The 25,226-nt window shown below is 66.2% G+C and carries 25 protein-coding genes and 1 pseudogene; 13 read left to right on the top strand and 13 right to left on the bottom strand.

Annotated features, from left to right (window positions below; genetic code table 11):
• The 3 genes from AC27IQ_RS07085 to def all read right to left on the bottom strand — a co-directional run.
• Window positions 1-370 (bottom strand): methionyl-tRNA formyltransferase (locus AC27IQ_RS07085; RefSeq protein WP_487089029.1); only part of this gene is annotated, 370 nt, incomplete at its 3' end.
• Between the two features lie 16 nt (window positions 371-386).
• A complete protein-coding gene (locus AC27IQ_RS07080; protein WP_284409787.1) occupies window positions 387-902 on the bottom strand; it encodes a hypothetical protein in 516 nt (171 codons plus the stop codon).
• Window positions 899-1,408 (bottom strand): peptide deformylase, encoded by a 510-nt coding sequence (def, locus tag AC27IQ_RS07075; RefSeq protein WP_284406528.1) that lies wholly within the window; start codon window positions 1,406-1,408, stop codon window positions 899-901. The genes AC27IQ_RS07080 and def overlap by 4 nt, the downstream gene beginning before the upstream one ends.
• A gap of 201 nt (window positions 1,409-1,609) precedes the next feature.
• Here def and AC27IQ_RS07070 point away from each other — a divergent pair, with 201 nt between their 5' ends.
• Both AC27IQ_RS07070 and dprA read left to right on the top strand, forming a co-directional pair.
• The gene (locus AC27IQ_RS07070) at window positions 1,610-2,818 is read left to right on the top strand and encodes a LysM peptidoglycan-binding domain-containing protein (RefSeq protein ID WP_272566511.1); all 1,209 of its coding nucleotides are present in this window, start codon (window positions 1,610-1,612) and stop codon (window positions 2,816-2,818) included.
• 69 nt (window positions 2,819-2,887) lie between these two features.
• Complete coding sequence (gene dprA / locus AC27IQ_RS07065; protein ID WP_487089028.1) at window positions 2,888-4,087, top strand: DNA-processing protein DprA; 1,200 nt, start codon at window positions 2,888-2,890, stop codon at window positions 4,085-4,087.
• Between the two features lie 55 nt (window positions 4,088-4,142).
• Here dprA and argC read toward each other — a convergent pair whose 3' ends face one another.
• Window positions 4,143-5,075: an N-acetyl-gamma-glutamyl-phosphate reductase gene (argC, locus tag AC27IQ_RS07060; protein WP_284406525.1), complete on the bottom strand. Its 933-nt coding sequence runs from the start codon at window positions 5,073-5,075 to the stop codon at window positions 4,143-4,145.
• Between the two features lie 170 nt (window positions 5,076-5,245).
• Here argC and sucC point away from each other — a divergent pair, with 170 nt between their 5' ends.
• From sucC to AC27IQ_RS07025, 7 genes and pseudogenes are all read left to right on the top strand, one after another.
• On the top strand, window positions 5,246-6,406 hold the full coding sequence (gene sucC / locus AC27IQ_RS07055) for an ADP-forming succinate--CoA ligase subunit beta (RefSeq protein ID WP_487089027.1): 1,161 nt from the start codon (window positions 5,246-5,248) through the stop codon (window positions 6,404-6,406).
• A 15-nt stretch (window positions 6,407-6,421) separates the two neighbouring features.
• Window positions 6,422-7,318, top strand: a complete 897-nt coding sequence (gene sucD, locus AC27IQ_RS07050) for a succinate--CoA ligase subunit alpha (protein ID WP_092742583.1) — start codon at window positions 6,422-6,424, stop codon at window positions 7,316-7,318.
• Between the two features lie 127 nt (window positions 7,319-7,445).
• The gene (locus tag AC27IQ_RS07045) at window positions 7,446-8,138 is read left to right on the top strand and encodes a TerC family protein (protein ID WP_284400617.1); all 693 of its coding nucleotides are present in this window, start codon (window positions 7,446-7,448) and stop codon (window positions 8,136-8,138) included.
• A gap of 192 nt (window positions 8,139-8,330) precedes the next feature.
• The gene (locus tag AC27IQ_RS07040) at window positions 8,331-9,137 is read left to right on the top strand and encodes a Stp1/IreP family PP2C-type Ser/Thr phosphatase (RefSeq protein WP_487089026.1); all 807 of its coding nucleotides are present in this window, start codon (window positions 8,331-8,333) and stop codon (window positions 9,135-9,137) included.
• A 53-nt stretch (window positions 9,138-9,190) separates the two neighbouring features.
• Window positions 9,191-9,853: an FHA domain-containing protein gene (locus AC27IQ_RS07035; protein ID WP_487089025.1), complete on the top strand. Its 663-nt coding sequence runs from the start codon at window positions 9,191-9,193 to the stop codon at window positions 9,851-9,853.
• A 254-nt stretch (window positions 9,854-10,107) separates the two neighbouring features.
• Window positions 10,108-10,603 (top strand): annotated as a pseudogene (locus AC27IQ_RS07030) (pilin).
• Window positions 10,604-10,862: 259 nt separating this feature from the next.
• Window positions 10,863-12,386 carry a PglL family O-oligosaccharyltransferase gene (locus tag AC27IQ_RS07025; RefSeq protein WP_487089024.1) on the top strand — a complete coding sequence of 508 codons (1,524 nt, stop codon included), beginning with the start codon at window positions 10,863-10,865 and terminating at the stop codon, window positions 12,384-12,386.
• On the opposite strand, the gene moaC is transcribed toward AC27IQ_RS07025, so the two are convergent.
• The gene (moaC, locus tag AC27IQ_RS07020) at window positions 12,364-12,876 is read right to left on the bottom strand and encodes a cyclic pyranopterin monophosphate synthase MoaC (protein WP_487089023.1); all 513 of its coding nucleotides are present in this window, start codon (window positions 12,874-12,876) and stop codon (window positions 12,364-12,366) included. The genes AC27IQ_RS07025 and moaC overlap by 23 nt on opposite strands.
• A 192-nt stretch (window positions 12,877-13,068) precedes the next feature.
• Between moaC and AC27IQ_RS07015 the strand changes: the two genes are divergently transcribed.
• A complete protein-coding gene (locus AC27IQ_RS07015; protein WP_487089030.1) occupies window positions 13,069-14,583 on the top strand; it encodes a M48 family metalloprotease in 1,515 nt (504 codons plus the stop codon).
• On the opposite strand, the gene AC27IQ_RS07010 is transcribed toward AC27IQ_RS07015, so the two are convergent.
• The 4 genes from AC27IQ_RS07010 to AC27IQ_RS06995 form a co-directional block, all read right to left on the bottom strand.
• Window positions 14,551-14,907, bottom strand: a complete 357-nt coding sequence (locus AC27IQ_RS07010) for a phage holin family protein (RefSeq protein ID WP_272569868.1) — start codon at window positions 14,905-14,907, stop codon at window positions 14,551-14,553. The two genes, AC27IQ_RS07015 and AC27IQ_RS07010, sit on opposite strands and share 33 nt — an antisense overlap.
• A 162-nt stretch (window positions 14,908-15,069) precedes the next feature.
• Window positions 15,070-16,740, bottom strand: a complete 1,671-nt coding sequence (locus AC27IQ_RS07005; protein ID WP_487089022.1) for a hypothetical protein — start codon at window positions 16,738-16,740, stop codon at window positions 15,070-15,072.
• Between the two features lie 361 nt (window positions 16,741-17,101).
• Window positions 17,102-17,578: a hypothetical protein gene (locus AC27IQ_RS07000; protein WP_284430621.1), complete on the bottom strand. Its 477-nt coding sequence runs from the start codon at window positions 17,576-17,578 to the stop codon at window positions 17,102-17,104.
• Between the two features lie 122 nt (window positions 17,579-17,700).
• A complete protein-coding gene (locus AC27IQ_RS06995; protein ID WP_284406519.1) occupies window positions 17,701-18,459 on the bottom strand; it encodes a TerC family protein in 759 nt (252 codons plus the stop codon).
• 527 nt (window positions 18,460-18,986) lie between these two features.
• On the opposite strand from AC27IQ_RS06995, the gene AC27IQ_RS06990 reads away from it, so the two are divergent.
• Both AC27IQ_RS06990 and AC27IQ_RS06985 read left to right on the top strand, forming a co-directional pair.
• The gene (locus AC27IQ_RS06990) at window positions 18,987-19,424 is read left to right on the top strand and encodes a DUF3717 domain-containing protein (RefSeq protein WP_487089021.1); all 438 of its coding nucleotides are present in this window, start codon (window positions 18,987-18,989) and stop codon (window positions 19,422-19,424) included.
• A gap of 100 nt (window positions 19,425-19,524) precedes the next feature.
• Window positions 19,525-19,833: a putative signal transducing protein gene (locus AC27IQ_RS06985; protein WP_284400636.1), complete on the top strand. Its 309-nt coding sequence runs from the start codon at window positions 19,525-19,527 to the stop codon at window positions 19,831-19,833.
• Between the two features lie 163 nt (window positions 19,834-19,996).
• Here the strand turns inward: AC27IQ_RS06985 and AC27IQ_RS06980 are convergent, their stop codons facing one another.
• Both AC27IQ_RS06980 and purB read right to left on the bottom strand, forming a co-directional pair.
• Window positions 19,997-20,557, bottom strand: a complete 561-nt coding sequence (locus AC27IQ_RS06980) for a YaeQ family protein (RefSeq protein WP_284400640.1) — start codon at window positions 20,555-20,557, stop codon at window positions 19,997-19,999.
• An 86-nt stretch (window positions 20,558-20,643) separates the two neighbouring features.
• A complete protein-coding gene (purB, locus tag AC27IQ_RS06975) occupies window positions 20,644-22,023 on the bottom strand; it encodes an adenylosuccinate lyase (RefSeq protein WP_272566529.1) in 1,380 nt (459 codons plus the stop codon).
• Window positions 22,024-22,127: 104 nt separating this feature from the next.
• Between purB and AC27IQ_RS06970 the strand changes: the two genes are divergently transcribed.
• The gene (locus tag AC27IQ_RS06970) at window positions 22,128-22,742 is read left to right on the top strand and encodes a glutathione S-transferase family protein (RefSeq protein WP_272566531.1); all 615 of its coding nucleotides are present in this window, start codon (window positions 22,128-22,130) and stop codon (window positions 22,740-22,742) included.
• A gap of 338 nt (window positions 22,743-23,080) precedes the next feature.
• Here AC27IQ_RS06970 and AC27IQ_RS06965 read toward each other — a convergent pair whose 3' ends face one another.
• Both AC27IQ_RS06965 and AC27IQ_RS06960 read right to left on the bottom strand, forming a co-directional pair.
• A complete protein-coding gene (locus AC27IQ_RS06965) occupies window positions 23,081-23,686 on the bottom strand; it encodes a glutathione peroxidase (RefSeq protein ID WP_284430625.1) in 606 nt (201 codons plus the stop codon).
• A 150-nt stretch (window positions 23,687-23,836) separates the two neighbouring features.
• Window positions 23,837-25,039, bottom strand: a complete 1,203-nt coding sequence (locus tag AC27IQ_RS06960; RefSeq protein WP_284430626.1) for an HD-GYP domain-containing protein — start codon at window positions 25,037-25,039, stop codon at window positions 23,837-23,839.
• Window positions 25,040-25,226 lie beyond the last annotated feature (187 nt).

Genomic DNA, 25,226 nt, shown 5'->3' with positions numbered 1-25,226 from the left:
TCGCTGCCCCCCGAGGGGGCCTTCGCGCCTTCGGGCGCCGGGCGGCGCTCATCCCGTCCAGCACCCACTGCGGCAGGATCAGCCCGTAGGCGGCCACCACCATGGCATCGGCCCCGGCGGCGACCAGCGCATCGCGCGCGGCGGCGGCGTCCTCGGGGTATTTGCCGTCTAGGCGCAGGCTGCGCGGCTGCGCCACGGCGATGCCGTGCTCCAGCGCGCATTGCTTGACGGGCGAGGCCTGCAGCTTCATGCCCCGGCCGGCGGGGCGGTCGGGCTGGGTCAGGACGAGGGGGACGGTGAAGCCGGCGTCCAGCAGGCGCTGGAGGGCGACGCGGGCGAAGTCGGGTGTGCCGGCAAAGACGATCTTCATGAAGGCGGTCGCGGCGTCAGAATCCCAGCAGATCGCGGGGATCGGGCTCGTCCGTGAACATCACCTTCACCACCACGCCGCGCGGGTCGATGTGCACGTGGCCGAAGCGCCGGGTGCCCAGGTCGTCGCGGAAGCGGTAGGTCCAGATGTCGCCGTCGAAGCGCGCCACCTGTTCCACGCGCATCGGCGGGCCGAAGGTGCGGCGCACGTCGTCCACCGTCCAGCCGGCCGGAATGCCGGCCAGATTGTTGAAGGTGAGCACCTGGTCGGTGCGCACGAGGCGGCCGCCGGCATCGAAGTCCATGTGGTACACCTGCCGGCCCGCGGGCTGGGTGGTGTACAGCAGCCGTTCGCCGCCACCGGGCAACGGCGTGACGGACACCGGCGGGCCCAGGTTCTGCAGCACCTCGGCGCGCGAGGCGCCGGGCTTGACGAAGTCGGGCGACGCGCACGCGGTGAGCACGGCCGCCAAGCCGATGGCGGCCATGCCGCGCGCCAGGGAGGAAAAGGAAAGGGAGCGCCAGGCGATCATGATCGTGCCTCACGTTGCTGCTTGAGCATCTTGGTCTTGATGCGGTTGCGTTTGAGGGGCGAGAGGTACTCGACGAACACCTTGCCCAGCAGGTGGTCCATCTCGTGCTGGATGCACACCGCCAGCAGGCCCTCGGCCTCGACCACGCGGGACTGGCCCTGGGCGTCCAGCGCCCGCACGTGGACCGCGGTGGAGCGCGCCACGCCATCGTAGATGCCGGGGACCGACAGGCAGCCTTCCTCGCCCACGGTCTTTTCCTCGCTGGCCCAAATGATCTCGGGATTGATGAAGACCTGGGGCTGGTCGTGGTCCTCGGAGACGTCGATGACCACGATGCGCTCGTGCACGTCCACCTGCGTGGCCGCCAGGCCGATGCCGTTGGCGTCGTACATCGTGGCCGCCATGTCGTCCAGCAGGGCGCGCACGCGGTCGTCCACGGCCTGGACCGGCTTGGCCACCGTGTGCAGGCGGGGATCGGGGTAACAGAGAATAGGAAGAATGGCCATGGCGAACCCGGAAAGATGTCGCTATTTTCGCCACTTTTGATGAGGGCAGCCGCCGGCCGCCGCAATAATCGTTGCCCAATCAAGGGCTTGGGCTGAGAATCCGAGAAGATTTGTAACGTATCAACCGGCGGGTTTTGTAACCGACAAACACGCGCTGGCGCCAGCGAGGGGCGTTTCGCAATGCATGACAAGAGGAACAACATGACGGCATCCACAGGCTTGCGGCCCACGGCGCTGGGAGCGCTGGCTTTTCTGGCCGCAGCCCTGCTGACCGGCCCCGCGCATGCCCAGAACTACCCTGTCACCACCGATCAGCGGGCCACCGCCCAGCAGGTGGCCTCCCGGGGCGTGCCGATGTCGGAGCTGGCCGCCAACGCGCCGGACACCTATGTGGTCAAGCGCGGCGACACCCTCTGGGGCATCTCCGGCATGTACCTGCAGCGCGCCTGGCGCTGGCCCGAACTCTGGGGCATGAACCTGCAGGCCATCCCCAATCCGCACCTCATCTTCCCCGGCCAGACGCTGTACCTGGAAAAGGTGGACGGCTATGCCCGCCTGCGCACCAGCCCGTCGGGCCAGGTGCCCAATGACACGGTGCGCGTCTCGCCCCGCACCCGCACCGACAGCCTGGCCGGCACCGCGCTGCCCACCCTGCAGCCCCACCTGATCGAGCCGTTCCTCGTCGAGCCGCTGGTGGTGGACGAGCTCACGCTGCAGCAGGCCCCGCGCATCGTCGCCACCGTCGATGAACGCGTGCTCATGGCCAGCGGCGACCGGGCCTACGTGCGCGGCGCTACCGGCAATCCGCTGCGCCTGGGGCCCGGCGTGCCGCGCCAGTACCGCGTGTTCCGCAATGCCATCCCCATGAAGGACCCCGAGTCCGGCGAGATCCTGGGCTACGAAGCCCAGTACGTCGGCAAGGCCGAACTGGTGCGCGGCGAAACCACCGAGGAAACGCGCGATCCCAAGGGCGAAGTCACGCTCGATGTGGTGCCCGCCACCGTGGACCTGAGCAGCGCCAAGGAAGAAATGCGCGCCGGCGACCGCCTGCTGCCCGCCCCCGCGCGCGGCTACGCCAGCTACACGCCGCGTGCGCCGCAGGCCCCGGTGGATGCGCGCGTCGTGTCGCTGTACGGCAGCTCGGCCGTGGCCTATGCCGCGCAGAACCAGGTGATCGCCATCAACCGCGGCACCCGCGACGGGATCGAGGCCGGCCATGTCCTCACGCTGCTCACCAAGGGCGAGCGCATCAAGGACAAGACCGACGAGAACAAGGCCATGATCAAGCTGCCGAGCGAGGCCAACGGCGTGGGCATGGTGTTCCGCACGTTCGATCGCGTCTCCTACGTGCTGCTGCTGCAGGTGCAGCAGGGCGTGCGGGTCGGCGACCGCCTCGTCAATCCGCAGTAAGCCCTGCGGCCCTCTCCAGGGGCGCCTTGGCGGGCGCCCCTTGGCCTCGGGATGCCTGCTTTGACCTCCATGGATCGTGACGAATTGGCCGCCTGGCTGCGGCTGGCGCTCACACCCGGCGTCGGCAATGGGGCCGCGCGCCGGCTGCTGGCCGCGTTCGGGCTGCCGCAGAACCTGTTCACCGCATCGCCAGCGGCGCTGCAGGCCTGTGCCACGCCCGCCCAGGCGCGGGCCCTGGGCACCGTGCCGCCCACGCTGGAGGCGCTGGTCGAGACCACCTGGCAGTGGCTGAACGGCGCGGCACCGGGCCAGCCCGCCCGCCAGATCGTCACGTTGGGCGATCCGGCCTATCCGCCGGGCCTGCTGGCCACCGAAGACCCGCCCCTCATGCTCTACCTCATGGGGGCACCCCGGTTCCTGGCGCAGACGACACCCTGGACGACCGAGCGTTGCATCGCCATCGTGGGCAGCCGCAATCCCACGGCGCAGGGCGCCGACCATGCACGGCAGTTCGCGCGGGCGCTGCGCAGCGCCCGCCTGTGCATCGTCTCCGGCCTGGCGCTGGGCGTGGATGCCGCGGCGCACGAAGGGGCGCTGGACGGCGGGGTGGACGGTGCCGACGACCTGCCCGCGACCCTCGCCGTGGTGGGCACCGGGCTGGACCGCGTCTACCCGCGCAAGAACCTGGACCTCGCCCACCGCATCGCGCAAAACGGCGTGCTGGTGAGCGAATACCCGCTGGGCACGCCGCCGCTGGCGGGCAATTTCCCCAAGCGCAACCGCATCATCGCCGGGCTGTCGCAAGGCACGCTGGTGGTGGAGGCGGCGCTGGCCTCGGGCTCGCTGATCACCGCCCGGCTGGCCGCCGAGCAGGGGCGGGAGGTGTTCGCCATTCCCGGCTCCATCCACGCGCCGCAGTCCCGGGGCTGCCATGCGCTGATCCGGCAAGGGGCCAAACTGGTCGAGTCCGCGCAGGACGTGCTGGAAGAATTGCGCTTGGCGCCTTCCGAGGCACCGCGGGCCGCGCCCGCATCGCAGGCGCCCTTGCCGCGCAGCGATGGCGATGGCGACAGCAGCGAGGCGTTGCCGGTGGGAGAACACGCGGCACTGCTGCAGGCGCTAGGGTTCGACCCGACCGGCCTCGATGCGCTGGTGGCGCGCACCGGCATGGATGCCGCGTCGCTGCAGGTCGCGTTGCTCGAACTGGAACTGGACGGGCAGGTGGCCCGCCTGCCCGGCGGGCTCTTTCAGCGCATGGGGCGGGCCTGAGGCCGGGCGCACAGCATCGCGGTGGCGGCGCCTCCGCCCATCACGCCACGGCCCATCACAGGCCCAGCATCAGCTTCAGGTTCTGCACCGCCGCGCCGCTGGCGCCCTTGCCGAGATTGTCCAGGCGGGCCACCAGCACCGCGTGGCGGTAGCTTTCATTGGCGAACACGCGCAGTTCGAGCTGGTTGGTGTCGTTGAGCGCCAGGGCGTCGAGCTTGCCGTCGTCCGTCGGCGGCAGCACCTTGACCCACTGGTCCGGCGTGTTGCTCTTGGCGTAGTGCGCGACTAGGGCGTCGTGCAGGTCGGCTGCCTTGGGCGCGCCGGGCAGCAGGTCCAGGTGCAGCGGCAACTGCACCAGCATGCCTTGCTGGAAGTTGCCCACGGCCGGCACGAAGATCGGCCGGCGGGTCAGGCCGGTGTACTTCATGATCTCGGGCAGGTGCTTGTGCGACAGGCCCAGGGCATACAACTCGAAGGCCGGGGCGGCGTTTTGCTCGTAGGCCTCGATCATCGTGCGGCCGCCGCCCGAGTAACCGCTCACCGAAGGCAGGGCCAGCGGGAAATCGACCGGCACCAGGCCGGCCTCCACCAGCGGGCGCAGCAGCGCGATCGCCCCGGTGGCATAGCAACCGGGGTTGGCCACCCGCGTGGCCGATGCCACGGCATCGCTCTGGCCCGCGGCCAGTTCGGGAAAGCCGAACACCCAGCCCGCCACCGTGCGGTGCGCCGTGCTGGCGTCGATCACCTTGATGCGGCGGCCACTGGCCTTTTCGATCTCGTCCACCATGGCCACGGTCTCGCGGGCGGCATCGTCGTGCAGGCACAGGATCACCAGGTCCACGCCGGCGATCAGTTCGCGCTTGGCGGCCGGGTCCTTGCGCCGCTCGGGCGCGATGCTGACCACCTGCACCTGCGGCATTGCCTGCAGGCGCTCGCGGATCTGCAGGCCCGTGGTGCCGGCTTCGCCGTCGATGAAGACTTTGGACATGGAATGCTCCTGCAAAAGATGGCCGTGGCGGCCCGCCGTGGTACGTGACATCCGCAAGGGGATGGTGCATCGCAGCATGATACAGTCGCCGGTTGCCATGTCACCCGCCCGCGGCCAGACATCTGCTCATGGCAAACGGGTTACCAACATCCTTCCCTGAGAGAGACCTCATGAAGATTCACGAATACCAAGGCAAGGAAATCTTGCGCAATTTTGGTGTGCCCGTTCCGCGCGGCATCCCTGCTTTCACGGTGCAGGAAGCCGTGGAGGCTGCCCAGAAGCTCGGCGGCCCCGTGTGGGTGGTCAAGGCCCAGATCCACGCCGGTGGCCGTGGCAAGGGCGGCGGCGTGAAGGTTGCCAAGAGCCTGGACGACGTCAAGAAGCTGGCCGGTGACATCCTGGGCATGCAGCTCAAGACCCACCAGACCGGCCCCGAAGGCCAGAAGGTCCGCCGCCTCTACATCGAAGACGGCGCCGACATCAAGAACGAACTGTACGTCTCGCTGGTCACCGACCGCGCCACGCAGAAGGTTGCCCTGATCGCTTCCAGCGAAGGCGGCATGGACATCGAGGAAGTGGCGCACTCCACGCCCGAGAAGATCATCACCGAGATGATCGACCCCATCGCCGGCATCACCGCCGAGCAGAGCAAGAAGGTGGCTGCAGCCATCGGCCTGACCGGCGCTTCCATCGACCAGGCCGTGGACATCTTCGCCAAGATCTACAAGTGCTACATGGAGACGGACGCTTCGCTGGTGGAAATCAACCCGCTGAACTGCGACTCCAAGGGCAACCTGATGGCGCTGGACGCCAAGTTCAACTTCGACGCCAACGCGCTGTTCCGCCATCCTGAAATCGTGGCCTACCGCGACCTGGACGAAGAAGATCCGGCCGAAGTGGAAGCTTCCAAGTTCGACCTGGCCTACATCAGCCTGGACGGCAACATCGGCTGCCTGGTGAACGGCGCCGGCCTGGCCATGGCCACCATGGACACCATCAAGCTGTTCGGCGGCGAGCCGGCCAACTTCCTGGACGTGGGCGGCGGTGCCACCCCCGAGAAGGTCACCGAAGCCTTCAAGATCATGCTGAAGAACCCCAAGGTCGAAGGCATCCTGGTCAACATCTTCGGCGGCATCATGAAGTGCGACACCATCGCCACCGGCGTCATCACCGCCTGCAAGGCCGTGAACCTGAACGTGCCGCTGGTCGTGCGCATGAAGGGCACCAACGAAGAGCTGGGCAAGAAGATGCTGGCCGAATCCGGCCTGCCCATCATCGCCGCAGACACCATGGCCGAAGCTGCGACCAAGATCGTTGCTGCCGTCAAGTAAGCCCGGAGAACACACATGTCGATCTACATCAACAAAGACACCAAGGTCATCACCCAGGGCATCACGGGCAAGACCGGCCAGTTCCACACGGAAAAGTGCCAGGAATACGCGAACGGCAAGAACGCCTTCGTGGCGGGCGTGAACCCGAAGAAGGCCGGCGAGTCGATCTTCAACATTCCGATCTACGCCTCCGTCAAGGAAGCCGCATCGCAGACCGGCGCCACCGTGTCGGTGATCTACGTGCCGCCCGCAGGCGCCGCCGCTGCCATCTGGGAAGCCGTGGAAGCCGATCTGGACCTGGCCATCTGCATCACCGAAGGCATTCCGGTGCGCGACATGCTTGAAGTGCGCAACAAGATGAAGGCCAAGGAAGCCGCCGGCGGCAAGAAGACGCTGCTGCTGGGCCCCAACTGCCCCGGCCTGATCACGCCCGACGAAATCAAGATCGGCATCATGCCCGGTCACATCCACCGCAAGGGCCGCATCGGCGTGGTGAGCCGTTCCGGCACGCTGACGTACGAAGCCGTGGCCATGCTGACGGAAGTGGGCCTGGGCCAGTCGAGCGCCGTGGGCATTGGTGGCGACCCCATCAACGGCCTCAAGCACATCGACGTGATGAAGGCCTTCAACGACGATCCCGACACCGATGCCGTCATCATGATCGGCGAAATCGGTGGCCCGGACGAAGCGGAAGCCGCCCAATGGTGCAAGGCCAACATGAAGAAGCCGATCGTGGGCTTCATCGCCGGCGTGACCGCGCCTCCCGGCAAGCGCATGGGCCACGCGGGCGCGCTGATCTCCGGCGGTGCCGACACGGCCGATGCCAAGCTCGCCATCATGGAAGAGTCGGGCTTCATCATCACCCGCAATCCTTCCGAGCTCGGCAAGCTGCTCAAGGCGCAGCTGAAGTAATCCGTAAGCAAAACTACGGACGAAAGGGGTTTGCAGCCCCGATAAACTGCGCTCTCCCATAAAAGAAGAGGCGCCCGAAACCCTGGTTTCGGGCGCCTCTTTCATTCATAACACGGAGATACCTCGCATGGAATTCCTGCACACGGCCGACTTCTGGATCGGCCTCGTCAAGATCGTCTGGATCAACATCATCCTGTCCGGCGACAACGCCGTGGTCATCGCACTGGCCGCGCGCTCGCTCCCCCCGCATCAGCAGAAGAAAGCCATTTTCTGGGGCTCCGGCGCCGCCGTGGTGCTGCGCATCGTGCTGACCGTGGTGGCCGCCAAGCTGCTCGAGCTGTCGTTCCTGCAGATCATCGGCGGCTGCCTGCTGCTGTGGATCGGCCTGCAGCTGATGACCGACAGCGACGAGGACGGCGAAGGCTCCCAGTCCGGTGGCGGGCTCATGGCGGCCGTCCGCACCATCCTGATCGCCGACCTGGTGATGAGCCTGGACAACGTGATCGCCGTGGCCGCTGCGGCCCACGGCAACATGGTGCTGTTGATCCTCGGCCTGGCCATCAGCATTCCGCTCGTCATTTTTGGCAGCACGCTCATGATCAAGCTCATGGAGCGCTTTCCCATCATCGTTCTGTTCGGAGCCGGCCTGATCGGCTGGGTGGGGGGGGAGACCATCGCCAGCGATGCATCGCTGCACGATGTCGTCCTGGCCCATCCCTCCCTGCACTATGTGGCGGCTGCTCTGGGGGCGTTGTTCGTGGTGGGCGCCGGAAAATTCCTGCAGGCGCGGGCGCAGCAAAACTCGGCGGCGGCCGGTTGATGCGGTTGTGCCTCCGGTAGCCCGATGAAAACTTGGGGTCGGCCGACCCCGAGGCCCTCTCAGCGACAGGTCCGTCGTCTATGATGCGGAACGCGACGCAACAGGGCACGACATGGGGGATTTTCAAAAAACTGCAACAGGGACTGCGCACACCGCTGGCGCAGCTTTGCTTCTCCCTGCGCCGGGTGAAGCATGACCTTGGGAATCAAGCTGAACTATCAGTTTTGCGCCCGCACCGACCAAGGCCGGGTGCGATCGAACAATGAAGACGCCGTGATCGCGGACGCCAGCGCGCAGCTGGCGGTGCTCGCCGATGGCATGGGCGGGTACAACGCGGGCGAAATCGCAAGCGGCATGGCCACCAGCCTCATTCACGACGAAATGACCCAGTGGCTGGCGCAAGCCGGCCCCCGTGCCGCGTCGACGGAAGTGCGCCGAGCGCTGGAAGACTGCGTGGAGCGGGCCAACCACGCCATCTTCGATGCGTCGCTCTCCCATCCGCAGTATTCGGGCATGGGCACCACGGTGGTGGTCGGCGTTTTTCTGGGCGACCGCCTGATCCTCGGGCACATCGGCGATTCACGGTGCTACTGCCTGCGCGGCGGTGTGCTGAGGCAGATCACGCGCGACCACTCCTGGCTGCAGGAACAGGTGGATGCCGGCATCCTCACGCCGCAAGAAGCGGCGATATCGGGCCAACGCAACCTGGTCACCCGCGCCCTTGGCGTGGAAAGTGCTGTACTGGTCGAAATCAATGAGTTTCCCGTGGAGCCGCAGGATCTGTTCGTGATGTGCTCGGATGGCTTGACCGACATGGTCGAAGACGATCAGATTCAAACGCTGGCCCTGGTACAGGAACCCCTGGAGGACAAAGCCGCCCATCTGATCGAAGCCGCCAATGCCCGGGGCGGCCGCGACAACATCAGCGTGCTGCTGGTGCAGGCGGGATCCATTGAGAGGAAGCGCGGCTTGATGTCGCGATTTTTGCGTGCCGATTGAAGTTGAATCAGCCACCTGGCCGACCATCGCAATGAAAGAATGAGGAATTGATCATGCCGAAAATGATCGTGTCGATCGACGGAGTCGTCATCAAGGAAGTCCAATTGACGAAGGAGCGTACGACCCTCGGCCGCCGCCCCTACAACGACATCGTCATCGACAACCTGGCCGTCAGTGGCGAACACGCCGTGCTCCATGTGTCGCCCGACGAGGTGGAAATCGAGGACCTCGGCAGCACCAACGGCACCTACGTGAATGGACAGCCCGTCAAGCGCCAGCCGCTGCGCAACGGGGACACGGTGGAAGTGGGCAAGTACAAGATCCGCTTCCTGCAGGAAAACGAAGGCGAAAACTTCGAAAAGACCATGGTGTTCAAGCCCGGCATGGTGCCGCCGCGGCCATTGACCTCCCGTTCCGCCCCGCTGTCCGCCGTCGGGTCGACGCCTGCTCCGGTCTTGAGCGCGTCCATCCGGGTCTGCTCAGGGGCGGCTGCAGGGCGCGAGGTGGCGCTGGTCAAGGTGGTGACCACCATCGGCAAGCCGGGTGTGGCGGTTGCGTCGATCACCAAGCGGCACCATGGATTTGTGCTGTCGCACGTGGAAGGCGCGCAGCGGCCTCATTTGAATGGCGCCGTGATGGCGGATGAACCGGTGCTGTTGAAGAGCGGGGACCGCTTGGCGCTGGCAGGGACGGAGATGGAGTTCGTCCAGGGCTGATGGGTTGGTATCAGTCGGCTAGAGATGCGGCGGGATTCGTAACTCACGCATCTGCTTGTGACAGGGGTGGTGGACAAATTTGTCACAAGTGCCAGGGATGGAGCGATTTAGATGGGGTTCCCTGGCCTGTTCCCCTGGGAGTTTCTCTGTTTTGACGGATAGGCCGCGTTGGCATGGAACCTGCTGAGTTGATGGCGGACCTGGAGAATTCTTCTGCAGGTTTTTATTTGCAATCGACCTCCTAGGAGAGATTTATGAAGCGCAATCTGCAAAAGGGTTTCACCCTGATTGAATTGATGATCGTGGTGGCGATTATCGGTATTCTGGCTGCCGTGGCCCTGCCGGCCTACAAGGACTACACCATCAAGGCACGCATGGCTGAAGTGGTTCTGGCCGCTTCCCAGTGCCGTACGACCATCAGCGAAACCATCCAAAGCATGCGCGCCGATGCGACGCTGTCGGGCACGAACGCTTTTTGGTTGCGATGCAACTGGTCCTACCAAGATGGTGAAGTCGATTTCGACCGCTGCCGACACTGGCATCATTACTGTCCTCCCACACGAAACGAACTTGGGTACGACGATGACGGGAACGACTGCCGACAGCATCATGTTGACGCCTAAGAAGGATAGCGGCGGGAACAATTTTGCACTGGGCGGTGCGAACGGCGGTCAGGGACAACAAGTTTACGAGTGGATCTGCAAGGGCACTGGCACCGCGCTTCGTTATGCGCCTGGTTCTTGCAAGTAATTACTGACGCTTGGCGTTTTCATTCCAAAAAAGGGGGCGTCAGCCCCCTTTTTTTTCTTGGTCCTTAAGATTTATGGCTCCGAACTCATCCTCCCGTTCGATACCGTTAGCTGTACTGGGTGCATTGGTTTACGCCTTGTGCTGGTTATTGCCCAACCACCACGAACCCTGGGTTGACTTCTATTCGGATGCGTGGGCAGCCTGTACGATGTGGGGGCTCGGCGCTGTGGTGCTCTGGCGGATCAATAGAACACAGTGGGTGGCTTGGCACGTCCTTCCCCTGGCGGTTCTGGCGTGCTGCGTGATCGTATGGGCGCAATATGCAGCCGGTCTGGTGGAGGCTTTGGGGGTGGCGTGGACCAGTTCCCTGTATTTGATAGGGTTGGCCCTGACCATGCTGGTGGGGGCTGCGCTGGAGCGGTGGCAGCCTTCGCACGGTGCCGATTTTCTGTTCATGGCGGCGCTGGTGGGGGCGTTGGGATCGCTGCTGATCCAGTTCCAGCAATGGCTGCAAATCGACCCCGGCAGCGCGTTCTGGCTCTTCATTCCTGCGCCATCCGAGCGCTTTCATGCCAACCTGGGGCAACCGAACCAATTGGCCAGTTTGCTCTGCCTCGGCGTGCTCGCTTGCGCGTGGCTGCATCAACGCAGCCGATTGCCTGGCCTTGTGGCCTGGTTCCTGGCCGTTTTGCTGGCGGTAGGACTGGCGCTGGCGGAGTCGCGCACGACCTGGCTGGTCGTGTTGTTGTCCTTGGCGATGATGGCCCTGTTCCGCAAACGCCTGGCCATCACGCGGGGCGTCATGGTGGGCGCGTTCACCTGGACCGGCATGTTCGCGGTTTTCCTCGTTGCGCTGCCCCATGTCGATGTGTGGTTGGGACGGGCGTCCCAGCTGCGACCCGTGCGGAGCATCTCGAACCTGGAACTGCGCCTGGACGTCTGGATGCATCTTTGGGAAGCCGTGTGGAGCCGCCCCTGGTTCGGTTTTGGCTGGATGCAAACCAGTTTTGCGCAGTTCGCTCCGAACCCCTACGACATGGTCACGGCGGGAACGCACCGGCATGCCCACAACCTGCTGATGGATCTGCTGGTTTTCACGGGGATTCCGCTGGGTCTGGCTTTGTGCGCAGTGCTGGTCTTGTGGACCGTTTATGCGATCCGTCGCATGGCCCAGCCAGAGCACCTCTGGATGTTCCTGTTCGTGGCCGCGCTGGGTGTGCACGCCATGCTGGAATATCCCCTCTACTACGCCTACTTCTTGCTGCCGTGCGGCCTCATGCTGGGCGCGTTGAACGAGGCACTGCGGTTCAAGCCCATTGGGCAGACGGGGCGTTGGCCGATCGCCATCATGATGGGAGTGGCTGGCGTAGGATTGGCCATCACGATCCATGACTACCTGCGAATCGAAGACGATTTCTTCTCTCTCCGCTTCGAGCGCCAGCAATTGGCCGCGCCCTCAGATCGCCTGGCCCCGGAAGTGGTTTCCCTCACGCAGTTGCAGGACTTGATGTGGCTTATCCGGGTCAGCCCCGGCAAGGCGCATTCCGAGCAGGATCTGGTCCGCGCTTCACGGACCACGAAACTATTGCCCAGCACCATCACCCTCTACAAGCTTGCCGCGATGTATGCCTCGGCTGGCAAAACCCAGGAGGCGGAATATTGGGTCGTGGTGATGACGCGCTTGAACCAGCCCAGCCAGAATCTGGTCGCCGAGTTGCGCCGCCAATGGGATGAACAGGCCGCGGTCTATCCGGAGATGGCTAAGGTGGCGTGGCCGAAGTAGGGGGTGTTTTCCAGTCGGATTTGCCGCCGAGTTTTTTCGCCACCCTCACGCCGCTGATCTCCATGTGCTTGTCCACTGCCTTGCACATGTCGTACACCGTGAGCAAGGCGACCTGGGTGGCCATCAACGCCTCCATCTCCACGCCCGTCGGCCCCACGGTTTCCACGGTCGCCGTGCATTCGATGCCGACCCCCTCGGATGCGGTCGCAAACGTCACGGCGATGCGCGTCAGCGCCAAGGGATGGCACAGCGGAATCAGATCGCTGGTCTTTTTCGCCGCCTGAATACCCGCGATGCGGGCGATGCCCAGCACGTCACCCTTCGCAGCGGTGCCGGACTGGATGATGGCCAGCGTTTCCGCCTGCATCTCGATGCGGCCGGTGGCGACGGCAACGCGGTGCGTGGCCGGCTTGGCGCCCACATCGACCATGTGGGCCTGGCCCAGGGCGTCGAAGTGGGTCAGGCTGGAGGGAGTGGGGGTGTCTCTCATACAAGTACTGGGGATTGCACGCGGGTCATTCGCTGGCAGGGAACATTCGGAGGCCAGGGCATCATACGGTCATGTGTAGCGGCCAGGGCCGGGGTGGCGTGGCTGAATCAGTGCAGGAGACTTTGCGTGCCATTTGATCGAAAACGGCCTCTGGTGCTTGTGCGTCAGGCGGTGGCCGCTTCCCTTTTTATCCTGAGCGGTGTGTGCGGCACGACCGCCGTGCATGCGCAAGCGGGCCTGCCCACGCTGGGCGACAGCTCCGACCTCACCACCGCCCAGGAGCGCCAGCTCGGCGACCGCATCATCCGCGAGCTGTACCGCGATCCGGATTACATCGACGACGCCGTGCTCAACGAGTACGTGGACAGCATTTTCCAACCCCTGGTAAAAGCGGCGCGCGAGCGCGGGGAGCTGTCCCCCGAACTGGACGAGCGCTTTGCCTGGGAGATCCTGCTGGGCCGGGACCGCACGGTGAATGCCTTCGCGCTGCCGGGCGGCTATTTCGGTGTGCACCTGGGATTGATCGGCGTGGTGTCCACGCGCGACGAGCTGGCGTCGGTGCTGGCGCACGAGCTGAGCCACGTCACGCAGCGCCACATCTCGCGCCTGATCACGCAGCAGAACCGGCAGACGCCGCTGATGCTCGGGGCCCTGGTGCTGGGCGCGCTGGCCGCCAGCAAGAGCCCCAATGCAGCCCAGGCGCTGATGATCGGCGGGCAGGCGGTGGCGGTGCAGAACCAGCTGAACTTCTCGCGCGACATGGAGCGTGAGGCCGACCGCATCGGCTATGGGCTGATGGCGCCGGCCGGCTTTGCGCCGCAGGGGTTCGTGGCCATGTTCGACAAGCTGCAGCAGGCCAACCGCATCAACGACAACGGCAGTTGGCCCTATTTGCGCAGCCACCCGCTGACCACGCAGCGCATTGCCGACATGCATTCGCGGTTGCCTCCAGGGGGCGCCGCCGCCGCACCGGCCACGCCCACGCTGGAACACGCGATGATGGCCGCGCGCGCCCGCGTGCTGTCCCGTCCGGGCGTGGATGTCTGGCGGCAGTGGACGACCGAGCCGCTGGGCACCGGTTTCGCCGCCCAGCCGTTGCCCCGCCGGGTGGCGGCCTGGTACGCGGCGGCGCTGAGCGCCAGCCAGCTGCAGGACGTGCCGGCGGCGCGCACCGCACTGCGGGGCTTGATGGAGGCGGTGCGCGGCGATGCGCCGGCGCTGCGGCAGGCGAAATTGCTCAGTGCGGAAATCGAATTCGCGGCCGGGGACTTCCAGGCCGCATTGCTGCAGTTGCCAGCGCAGGCGACCCTGGCTTCTTCGGCACACCCGCCCGCTGCGCCGACGGGGCGGCCGGAGATGCTGCTGCGCACGCAGGCCCTGCTGCGCACGGGCAATGCCCAGGAAATGACTGGCCCGCTGCAGACGCGGGTGGCGACGCATCCGCACGATGCCACCGCGTGGCATTTGCTGGCGGCGGTGTGGCAGCAGCAGAACCACCCGCTGCGCGCGGTGCGGGCCGAGGCCGAGGCGCATGCGGCACGCTACGACTACCAGGCGGCGGTGGACCGGTTCAAGGCGGGCCAGGATCTGGCGCGCAAGAGCGGCAGCCGGGGCGGCGACGCGGCCGACTATATCGACGCGTCGATCATCGAGACGCGTCTGCGGGCCGTCGATTCACTTCTTAAGGAACAGGCCGCCGAGCGCTGATTCGATGAGCACGCCCAGCACCGAATAGATCAGCGAGCCGATCAGCGCCGCCGCGAAGCCTCGTACCTGGAAGCCGTCGCCCAGCACCGTGGCGGCGGCCCAGAACATGAGCGCGTTGATGACAAAGAGAAACAGCCCGATGGTGAGGACGGTGACCGGCAGCGTCAGCACCACCAGCACGGGCCGCAGCACGACATTGAACAGGCCGATGACGAAGGCGGCGATGAGCGCGCTGGTGAAGCTTTTCACCTCCACGCCGCTGTACACGTAGGCCACGAACAGCAGCGCCGCAGCGCTGAGCAACCACTTGAGGATGAGTTTCATCATGGCGCGGGAGCATAGCACCCGCATGCCATGGCTCGGCGGATTCGCTGGTCTGTTCCCCGGCCCGCGAATGCGCTCAACCGCTGCGTTCAGGCACTAGCGAAGCGATGGCTTCGTGGGTTCTTCGGGCGAGGCTTGCTGTCCGTCAGCCTGCCCCCCGCTTCAGCCATGCGTTGCGGATGACGTTAGCAACGGTTCCCTGGCCTGGCTTTCCTGGGCGACCGCCCGGAATGGACGCGTCAGCGAACTCATGGCAGACGAGGCGCTTGAGGCAGCGACCTGTCCGACGAAGCCCACGCTGTCGAGCACCCCCGCCATGGCGGTGAGGGCCGCGCCTCCGACGTGACGCAGCAATTCGTTGTGAGGCGCGAGCCTCGCGACGATGGCCTCCTCGTTGATGGTCGGTTGCAGGCCGCTCGTCTCACCCGCTCCGCTCTCGAGGTCACCGATGTTTGCAGCAGAGTGTTGGAGCAAGTCCCCGATCACATCCGCGAAGCGCTGGTGATCGCTGGACACGATACCCGGGACGCCGGTCTGAGAGATGGCGGCAATGACATTCATGCCAATCATCTCGATCGGTGCAAAAGCGGTGCTGCGCAGGATGCGCAGCGCCGCTTCTGGAAGCGCACCGGTGACCATGCCACCGAGGAGGAAGGGCACGAGCCCCACCGCGAGTGCGACGCCCATCGACTTCTTGCCGATCACCGTACTGGGCTCCATCTTGAGTGCCAGTTCGGTGGCCAGATGGATGGCTTCGTCTTGTGCGACGCCCTCGGGCAGCTTCATCACGCCGCTGTGGACCGCGTGCTCGACGGCCTCCTTGACCGACTCACGGATCTCAGCAATCTCTCCAGGCACGCCCGCCGCCGCCGAGAGGATGGCGACCTCGGTCGTCCCCACGCCGATCAGCGCAGCGACAGCTCTCGGTAGACGAGCGGCGTTGTACTCGAGCAAGTTGTTCGGCAACGCGCCGATGGCCGACACGACCCCGGCAGTGAGCGCCTCGCCGAGCTTTTGCATGAATGGGAAGGGATCGCCACGGTCATTGGCCATGCGCTTCTTGACCGTCATCGTGTCCGCCGCCTCGATCGCGACCATGGGCGCCGCGTCGATCACGGACGCCGGCAGGCCCCACGCCACGGATGCGAAGCCAGAACCCAGCAGCGCGAGCTTGGCCTTTGGTGCCGCCACGAGCTCCCACAGCGAGCCCAGCCCCGAGCTGACGGCCAGGCTCGAGCCAAGCAGCTTGAGGTCGATGCTCTTGGCCGTAGCAAGCTGCAGCAGTCCTGTGGCAGCCATCTTCAGCGACAGGTCCGGCCGTGCGGCAAGCCGGTCCTCGATCAAGGATTTCAGTGCGGGCAAAGACGATTCCATCCTCGGACGTGCCTCCCGCAGCAGCGGGATGATCCGGCCGCGAAGGTCATCGCCGATCGCCTGCTCACCGCGAGCAATCACGCCGAGTAGCAGCGGGATGGTGGCGTGCTCCATCGGGGCGCTGAGGTCTTCGCCAAGCGCCGCCTTGAGGCTGTCCAATGTGTTTCCAGCGTTGGCGCCCAGGCGAAGCGATAGCGTCGGCTCCTTGCCAGCCAGGGCCATGAATTTCAGGCCGGGCACTTCGGCAGGATCGATCGCCAGGGACTCCAGCAGTTTCTGGGTCACCGGGTTTTTGGACGTGAGTTGATTCCCCTCCACGCGAACAGTGCCCTGATAAGACGGGCCGGGACGGCTGTCGGATTGCAGATCGGCAAGCCGATCCGCTTCAATGCGAGGGCCCAGGCTGCTCGTGGAGGTCAGCGACTGACCTTTGGGCCGAATCGGAGGTCCGGACTCCATGGTGGACGGACGGGGCGAGCCGGGACGCGATGAAGGCTGACTCGCCGGCTGCTCGGGCACGGAAGAGGTAGAGGCGACGGAGGTGGAGACCAAGGGAGCAATCTGCATGGGTAATCTTGAGGCTGGAGGTGAGTGAAAAAACCTCCACCATCGCGTAGCCGTGCCAAAAATAACCCAGGGATCGCGAAGTCCAGTCTCCTTTCACGAAGTGCCTCGCTGCAGCAAGATCCCCGGTTGTCGCGGGTACCCGGAACCTCCGCGACGCACCGGACGCAACAGGTCGTCAGCCAGCACAACTACGTCATGTGTGCAGGACAGGCCCTTGCGCGTAACTGCTGGGCAGCAAGGCCGTGGGGGAGGATCACTCCGCCACGAACATGAACATCGCGCCCAGGCCGGCCAGCGTGCCCGGCAGGGACCAGCGGCGCGGCGATGGCTTGCGCGTGATGTTGACGGGGGCGGCCACCGCCTGGACGGGCGCCGGCGCGGCCACTTCGTCCTGCTTGGGGCGGCGTGCGTCGATCACGGGCACGGCGCCGTGTTCGGCCTGCAGCTGGGTGAGCAGATCGGCCAGCGGGCCCTTGGCCAGCACGGTGCTGGCCTGCACCCCCTCGGCCTGCAGCCAGGGAACGATCTGGCCGAACAGCTTGTCGGCCCACTTGGTGCGCCAGTTCTCGCGGGCGCTGTGGCTGACCCACTTGCTGATGCGGTGGGTCATGCGCGGCGCGCAGGCCACCAGCACCCATTCCGTTTTTTCGGCCGAGGCGCGGTGAGACAGGGGCGCCAGGACCTGCCGGGCCTGCTCGGCGTCGTCCACGTAAACGATGACTTTGTTCATGAGGCTTCCTTGTGACCTGGCAGGGGTGCCGTTAGCAATGGGGAGAGGGCCGGGCGAAATGGCCGGACGCCTGGCGGCGCCCGTGCCGTTTCGCCCAACGTTCGTCGTCAAGGCCTGCCCGCTCAGCCGTGGGCGGCCGGAGCCGCTGCGGCGCGGCGCGAGGCGATGGCCTTACCGACCACCAGCACCAGCAGGGCGCCGGCGATGTGCGCGGCCCAGTACAGGGTGTCGGAGATCACGGCCAGGCCTTGCGCGTCGAGCGTGCCCAGCTTCGGTGCCCAGCTCCAGCGCTCGGTGTTGACGAAGATCGGGTCGGTGACCAGCATGCCGCCGGCGATCCAGCCCAGCAGCATGCCGCCGATGGTGATGATGATGGGGAAGCGCTCCATGAGCTTGATGACCAGCTGGCTGCCCCAGACGATGATCGGGATCGAGATCAGCAGGCCCAGGACCACGAGCAGCATCGAGTGCTCGCCGGCATTCTGGGCGGCGCCGGCGATGGCGATCACGTTGTCCACGCTCATCACCAGGTCGGCCACGATGATGGTCTTGATGGCCGCGAACAGCTTGTCGCTGCCTGCCACGTCGCCGTGGCCGTCTTCGTCAGGTGCCAGCAGTTTGATGCCGATCCACACCAGCAGCAGCGCGCCCACGAACTTGAGGAACGGCAGCGCCAGCAGCGTCATGGCGAACGCGATCAGGATGACGCGCAGGATGATGGCGCCGGCGGTGCCCCAGATGATGCCCTTGGTTCGCTGGGCGGGTGGCAGCTTGCGGCAAGCCAGCGCGATGACGACCGCATTGTCGCCACCCAGCAGGATGTCGATGATGATGATCTGCCCCAACGCGACCCAGAACTCGGGTGAAGTCAAGAAGTCCATAAATTCCTCAAAAGCAATGGCCGGGAGGAGGAACCCGCTACCCCTGTAGCGCCGGGCCCATCCGGGAACGGGGGCTGACTGCGGAGGTGACCTGAGGCACGCCCGCGTTGCGCGGAGCGTTGTTCGATAGGGACGGCCTTGATCAGCCCGCGCAGGGCCCATCAAAGGTCTCGCTCGGTCCGCCATGCCGTGCATGGATGGACCCGGCCTGCCGGAAGCTTGCGCTTCGTACTGACGACAGGACCGACAAGCCCAGCCGCCCCGGGCGGTGTGCCTGCCGGATGTCTGCTGGGTTGGGAGCTACTCCCCTTCGAAGCCGGCATTGGAACACAGGGGCGAGCGGCCGTGCAAGCGAACGTGTCTCGCGCGCCGGGGCGGTTTTGAGCCAAACAGGCCCCACGCCGGCGTTTTTTATTGCCTTTGTTGCTATCAATTCGTGAGTATTCTGCGGGGCGGCTCGGAGGCCGTCGGGCGCCGCGGGAGCGCACCCGGGCAGCGGTATGATCGCGGCCCCCTTTCGCACACCCATGGCCGTCCTGCACATCACCGACATCGAAGCCGCCATCAACCATTGGCGCGCCCGGTCGCCGTCGCCCGACGGCGTGACGCTGGCGCCCGAGCTGGTGGCGCTGGCCGAGGTCTACGCGCTGATGGTGTACTGGCACGAGGACGAAGCCGACGAGTCGGGCTTTCCCCCCGCGGCCATGGCAGCCTGGCGCGCCTGGTACGAGACCACGCCCGACACGCCGTGCATCGCCATCTGCTCCACCAGCCAGGGCGACGAGCAATGCAAGGGCTGCGGCCGCAGCTTCGCCGAGGTGCAGCACTGGCTGGCGATGACGCCGGTCGAAAAGCGCACCGTGTGGCGCCGCATCACGCTGGAAAGCTCGGCGTGGCGTTTCAACCGCTACGCCGAACGCGCGGCGGAAGGCAGCGCCCCGGCCGAGGCCAAGGCGCCTGCCTGAACGGCGTCGGTGGGCGTTGCGGCCCCCGGTGCGGGGGGATGGGCGGCGCCATGGCTTTCCCGCCCTTTACGGGCTGCGGGACAGCGGCTATGGTGGGTTCATGCTCCGTCTGACCCAGGCCCCCAACATCGCGATCGCCACCCTGTGGGCCGACCTGCTGCGCGAGGGCGGCATGCCGGCGTCGGTGCAGCGGCAATACCTGGGGGCCGCCGCCGGGCACCTGCCGCCCGACCAGTGCCTGCCCGAGATCTGGCTGGAGCACGACGAGCACGCCGCCCGCGCGCGGCAACTGCTGCAGGCGTTGCAGAACCTGCCCCAGCGCCGCTGGCTGTGCGGGTGCGGCGAAATGGTGGAGGGCGGGTTCGAGCAGTGCTGGCAGTGCGGCGCGCTGATGCCGCAGCCGGCTTGAGCTCAGAGAGCGCCGCATGCCATCGGGCGGGCCGGCCGGCGCGACATGTGGCCGGCCGCACGCTGTGATGCTCACTTATTGATAGCAATATGCCCTAGTCGATCATGCGCTGGAGGCCCATCAGGCTTGAAACCCCGCCGACCCGGCACACCCCGTGGCCGCGTCACTTCCAGCGCTGGGGCTCCACGTGCACGCTGCCCAGGTTGCTGCTCAGGGTGAGCGCGCCCTCCTGCACCGTGGCCTGCAGCTGCATGCTGCGCTCCGCGAGCGCGGCCAGGGCCTGCGAGGCCTCGGCGGGCAGGCGCCACACCTGCAGCTTGTCCAGGCGCGACAGCTTGGTCTGGATGCCTTTCCACCACACCTCGGCGGCATGGTGGAAGCAATACACGATCACGGCGTCCGACTTGCTGCAGGCCTTGGTGAGCGGCTTGTCCTCGGGCTGGCCGACCTCGATCCACAGGCGCTTGCGGCCGGTGAAGTCGGTCAGGGAGACGTCCGGATCGTCCGGGTCGGACAGCCCCGCGCCGAAGGCCAGGGTGCCGTCGCCCTGGCACACGGCCTGCAGCTGGTGGGCGTGGAGGGCCAGCGCCGCCAGCCGCACCATCATGCGTTCGTCGGTTTCGCTCGGGTGGCGGGCCAGCGTGAGCGAATGGTCGGCGTAGTAGCTGTTGTCGATGTCGGCGATCTGCAGGTTCGCCTTGAAGATGGTGGACTTGATGGCCATGGGCTGGTGCTCACAAAAATATAGCAGTCCGCGCCCGATGGTGGGGCGCGGACCGGCAAAAGGGCTTCAACCCCGGCGGTGGACGGTCAGACGCGGCGCGCCAGTTCGGCGGCCTTGCCGATGTAGCTGCCGGGCGTCATGGCGAGCAGGCGCTCTTTTTCGGCCTCGGGAATCTCCAGGCTGCGGATCAGCCCGTGCAGGGCCTCGGCCGTCACGGTCTTGCCGCGGGTGACTTCCTTGAGCTTTTCGTAGGCACCCGGCACGCCGAAGCGGCGCATCACCGTCTGGATCGGCTCGGCCAGCACTTCCCAGGAGGCGTTCAGGTCGTCCGACAGCGCCTCTTCGTTCAGTTCCAGCTTGTTCAGGCCGGTCATGAGCGAGGTGTACGCCAGGGCCGCGTAGCCCAGTGCCACGCCGATGTTGCGCAGCACGGTGCTGTCGGTCAGGTCGCGCTGCCAGCGGCTCACGGGCAGCTTCTCGGACAGGTGCTTGAGCAGCGCGTTGGCCAGGCCCAGGTTGCCTTCGGCGTTCTCGAAGTCGATCGGGTTGACCTTGTGCGGCATGGTCGAGGAGCCGATCTCGCCGGCCTTGAGCTTTTGCTTGAAGTAGCCCAGGCTCACATAGCCCCAGATGTCGCGCGACAGGTCGATGAGGATGGTGTTGGCGCGCGCCACGGCGTCGAACAGTTCGGCCATGTAGTCGTGCGGCTCGATCTGGATGCTGTAGGGCTGGAAGGTCAGGCCCAGGCCCAGGGGCTCGGGCGTTTCCACCACGCGCTTGCTGAAGGCTTCCCAGTCGAAGTCGGGCCAGGCGGACAGGTGGGCGTTGTAGTTGCCCACGGCGCCGTTCATCTTGCCCAGCATCTTCACCGAGGCCACGCGCTCGCAGGCGGTCTGCAGCCGCACGACCACGTTGGCCAGTTCCTTGCCCACCGTGGTGGGACTGGCGGTCTGGCCGTGCGTGCGGCTCAGCATGGGCACGGCGGCGTACATGTGGGCCATCTCGCGCAGCTTGAGCACGATGCGGTCCAGGCCCGGCAGCACGACCTGGTCGCGGCCGGATCGCAGCTGCAGGGCGTGGCTGGTGTTGTTGATGTCCTCGCTGGTGCAGGCGAAATGCACGAACTCGGCCGCCTTCTCCAGCTCGGGGCGGGCCTCGAACTTGCCCTTGAGCCAATATTCCACGGCCTTCACGTCGTGGTTGGTGGTCTTCTCGATGTCCTTGATGGCGGCCGAATCGGTTTCGGAAAAATTCTTCACCAGCCCCAGCAGGTAGGCGCGCGCGCCGGTGGTCAGGGGCTTGAACTCGGCGAAGCCCGCATCCGACAGCGCGATGAACCAGGCCACTTCCACCTGCACCCGGCGGTGCATGTAGCCGTGCTCGCTCATGATCGGGCGCAGGGCGGAGAGTTTGGCGGCGTAGCGGCCGTCGAGGGGCGAGAGGGCGGTGATGGTGGACAGGCTCATGGGCGGGGATTGTAGGTGGCGCTGCCTGTAAGCTATCCAAGGCAAGACTGCCCATAAAATCAAGCGGCCTTGTCCCCGTCCCCTGCCGTGCCCGGAAGAACACCATGAAATTGATTGGATCCTCAGCCAGCCCCTATGTGCGCAAGGTGCGTATCGTGATGGCCGAGAAGAAGCTGGACTACCGCTTCATCGAGGAGGACGTCTGGGCCGAGGACACGACCATTGCCACCTCCAACCCGCTGGGCAAGGTGCCGTGCCTGGTGATGGAAGGCGGAGAGGCCGTGTTCGATTCACGCGTCATCGTCGAATACCTGGACACCCTCTCGCCCGTGGGCCGGCTGATTCCCACGCAAGGCCGCGAGCGCGCCGAGGTCAAGACCTGGGAGGCCCTGGCCGACGGCGTGATGGACGCGGGCGTGCTCGCCCGGCTCGAGTCGCGCTGGGCCGGCCGCCAGGAGGGCGAACGCAGCCAGGCGTGGATCGACCGGCAACTCGGCAAGGTCGAGGCGGGCATCAAGGCCATGGCCCAGGGCCTGGGTGAGAAGCCCTACTGCAGCGGCATCCACATGAGCCTGTCCGACATCGCCGTGGGCTGCGCGCTGGGCTGGATCGGCTTTCGCTTTCCCGAAATCGAATGGCGTGCCGAGCATGCCAACCTCGCCCGGCTGCTGGACAAGCTGGAGCAGCGCGTGAGCTTCGCCGACACACGGCCTGCCTGATCGATCGCCCCGGCCCCGAGGCGCTGACTGACCACAAAGCAGCGCCCACAAAGCCAAAAGCGCGCAACCTGCGAAGGTTGCGCGCTTTGTTTTTGGCGGAATAAAAAAGTTGCGAAGCGTCCCGAAACGAATTTAGAGAGGGAGGGAGGAGAAGCGCTTCAGGGTTTCAGTTGAACCACCAGGGTTCAAAAGGCTTCGCAACAGTAAAGGGTTGTTGATCGGGGGCAAGCGTCGCCGCCTGCACTGGTTACTAGAGTAGTGACGATCCCGGGAAGTTCCAGAGGGAAGGTGGTTAAAACCATCAGAAAATGTAACTATTTCCATATCACGGAACTGCTTCAGAACGGTGACGTTTTCGGGCGCCCCGCGTCCAGTTGCTGCTCGATCGCGCGCACCAGCCGGGGGTCGCCCGGCTCCACCACGCTGGCGAAACTGCCGACCACCTTGCCGTCCCGGCCCACCAGGTACTTGTGGAAGTTCCAGCGAGGCGCCTCGCCGGCCTGGGCTTTCAATTCCCGGTACAGCGGTGAGGCGTCGGCCCCGACGACCCGGCTCTTGGCGAACATCGGAAACTTGACGCCGAAGGTGTTCTCGCAGAAGTCGGCGATCTGCGCATTGCTGCCGCCCTCCTGGGAGAAATCGTTGGAGGGGAACCCCAGCACCACCAGCCCCCGGTCCTTGTAGCGCGCGTGCAGGGCCTCCAGCCCCTGGTACTGCCCCGTGAAGCCGCAGTAGCTGGCCGTGTTGACGACCAGCAGCACCTTGTTGCGGTACTGGCACAGTGGCTGGGGCAGTTCGTCCTGCAGGCGCAGGGGGGTGTGGCGCAGCAGGGGAGGGCAGGTGCCGTCTTCCGTCGCGGCCGCCGGGCCCGCGGCCCGCGCGGGAAGGCCGGACAGGGCGAGCGGCGCAGCCGCCAGGGCAAGGCAAAGGACTCGGCGCAGCATGAAGGTCTCCTTGTCGATGGGGCGCCACAGGCAGTGGATCACGCAATGGGGGGCGGCCCACGAACGAGTTTGGCGCAAATCGGCGGAAAAGTCCCGCCCCGGCGCGCGCCAGGAGGCCGCCGCTGACAGGAGCGGCCCTGGGAAACGTTCTCAGACCAGGCTGAGCAAGCGGTTCAATTGCAGCTGCACGCGCACATCGCGCTGGGCGATGGCGCCGGTCACCTTCCAGGCGGGCTGGGCGGTGTCGCGCGGAATGAGCTCTCCGGTGGGCATGCCGTTGCGGTTGAGCACCACGGCCACGCGCGGCGTGGTGGCGCTGCCGCCGCGGCGCAGGGTGACGGCGATCTCCTGGCTCACCAGCCGCACGAACGCGCCCGGAGGGTACACGCCCAGGGTTTTCACCAGGGCCGAACCGGCTTCATCCACCTGGTGCGATTCGTCGTAGTAGCTCGCCTGCATCGCCGCGGTGACGGGCATCGGCGCGCGCGAGGCGCGCGGGGCCAGGCGGGCGCCGAACACGTCCGCGCGCTGGATCAGCCGGGCGATCTGCTGGCCTTCGCTTTTGTCGGCCAGCGGGCCCGGCGAGCGGTGGTGGTGGCAGCGCACGGCTTCCAGCCATACCGGGTCGTGCACGCCCAGATGGCGCAGCAGGGTTTCGGATCGGGTGGCATGGCTTTCCACCGCGGCGATCTGCTCCGAGGTGAGCGGCTGGGCCTGCACGGCCAACTGGTCCTGCAGCGCGGTCATGGCGATGTTCATGGACAGCGCCGCGCGCCCGGTCTGCATCACGCGCTCCACCGGCCAGCGCAGCTGCTCGACGGCGACCAGCATGCATACGCAGGCCACGAGCATGGCGTGGGTGCCGCTGTACTGCCGGGTTTCGTGGCCGGACAGGTAGATGAGGGCCAGCAGGACCGCGTCGGGGCTCTGGCGGCAGTGCAGGGCGAGTTCGCGGTGCAGCGCATCGAAACGGTCAGGAAAGTCATGCGCCTGCGGCGCGCGCAGCAGCTGCGTGGCCCGCAGCTGCAGCCCTGGCCAATCGGGCGGGCCGCCTTCGACGCGGTCGCGCGAGGCCTGGGCGCCAGCGCTGATCTTCATGGAGGCGATCTGGCCGAGCGAGGTGTCGGACATCAGCATCTGCTGCAGCTGCGCCAGATAGGCGCGGTGGCTGTCGCCCGATTCGTCGGTGTCCACGCACAGCTGCAGGCCGCGCGACAGGAGAACATCCAGTTCGTTGCGCGTGCGGATCACGTAGCCTTTTTGCGCCAGCAGCACGCCATCGGCCCCGCGCAGGATGAAGGGAAGCGGGGAGCCGAGCTGGATCGATTCGATGTTCAGCGCAACGAGGTTCATGGTGAGTCGCCGCATTATGGGCGCACGGGTGCGCCTTGAAAGCCGGCGCAATGGCGGGAACCCACCGTTGTTCGCCGGTTCCTGGTGGTGGCCCAGGGCGGTGGCGTGTGGCCGCCCCGTTCATTCAGCAGCGCCCGCGCGGGTCCGCCGGCGCCGCGCACGGCCCGCCGTCAGGGCGTGGGGCCGG

Source organism: Acidovorax sp. KPB24-07 (assembly GCF_057543315.1).
Note: the sequence above shows the minus strand (reverse complement) of the source record. Positions and strands in the feature narration are given on the sequence as shown.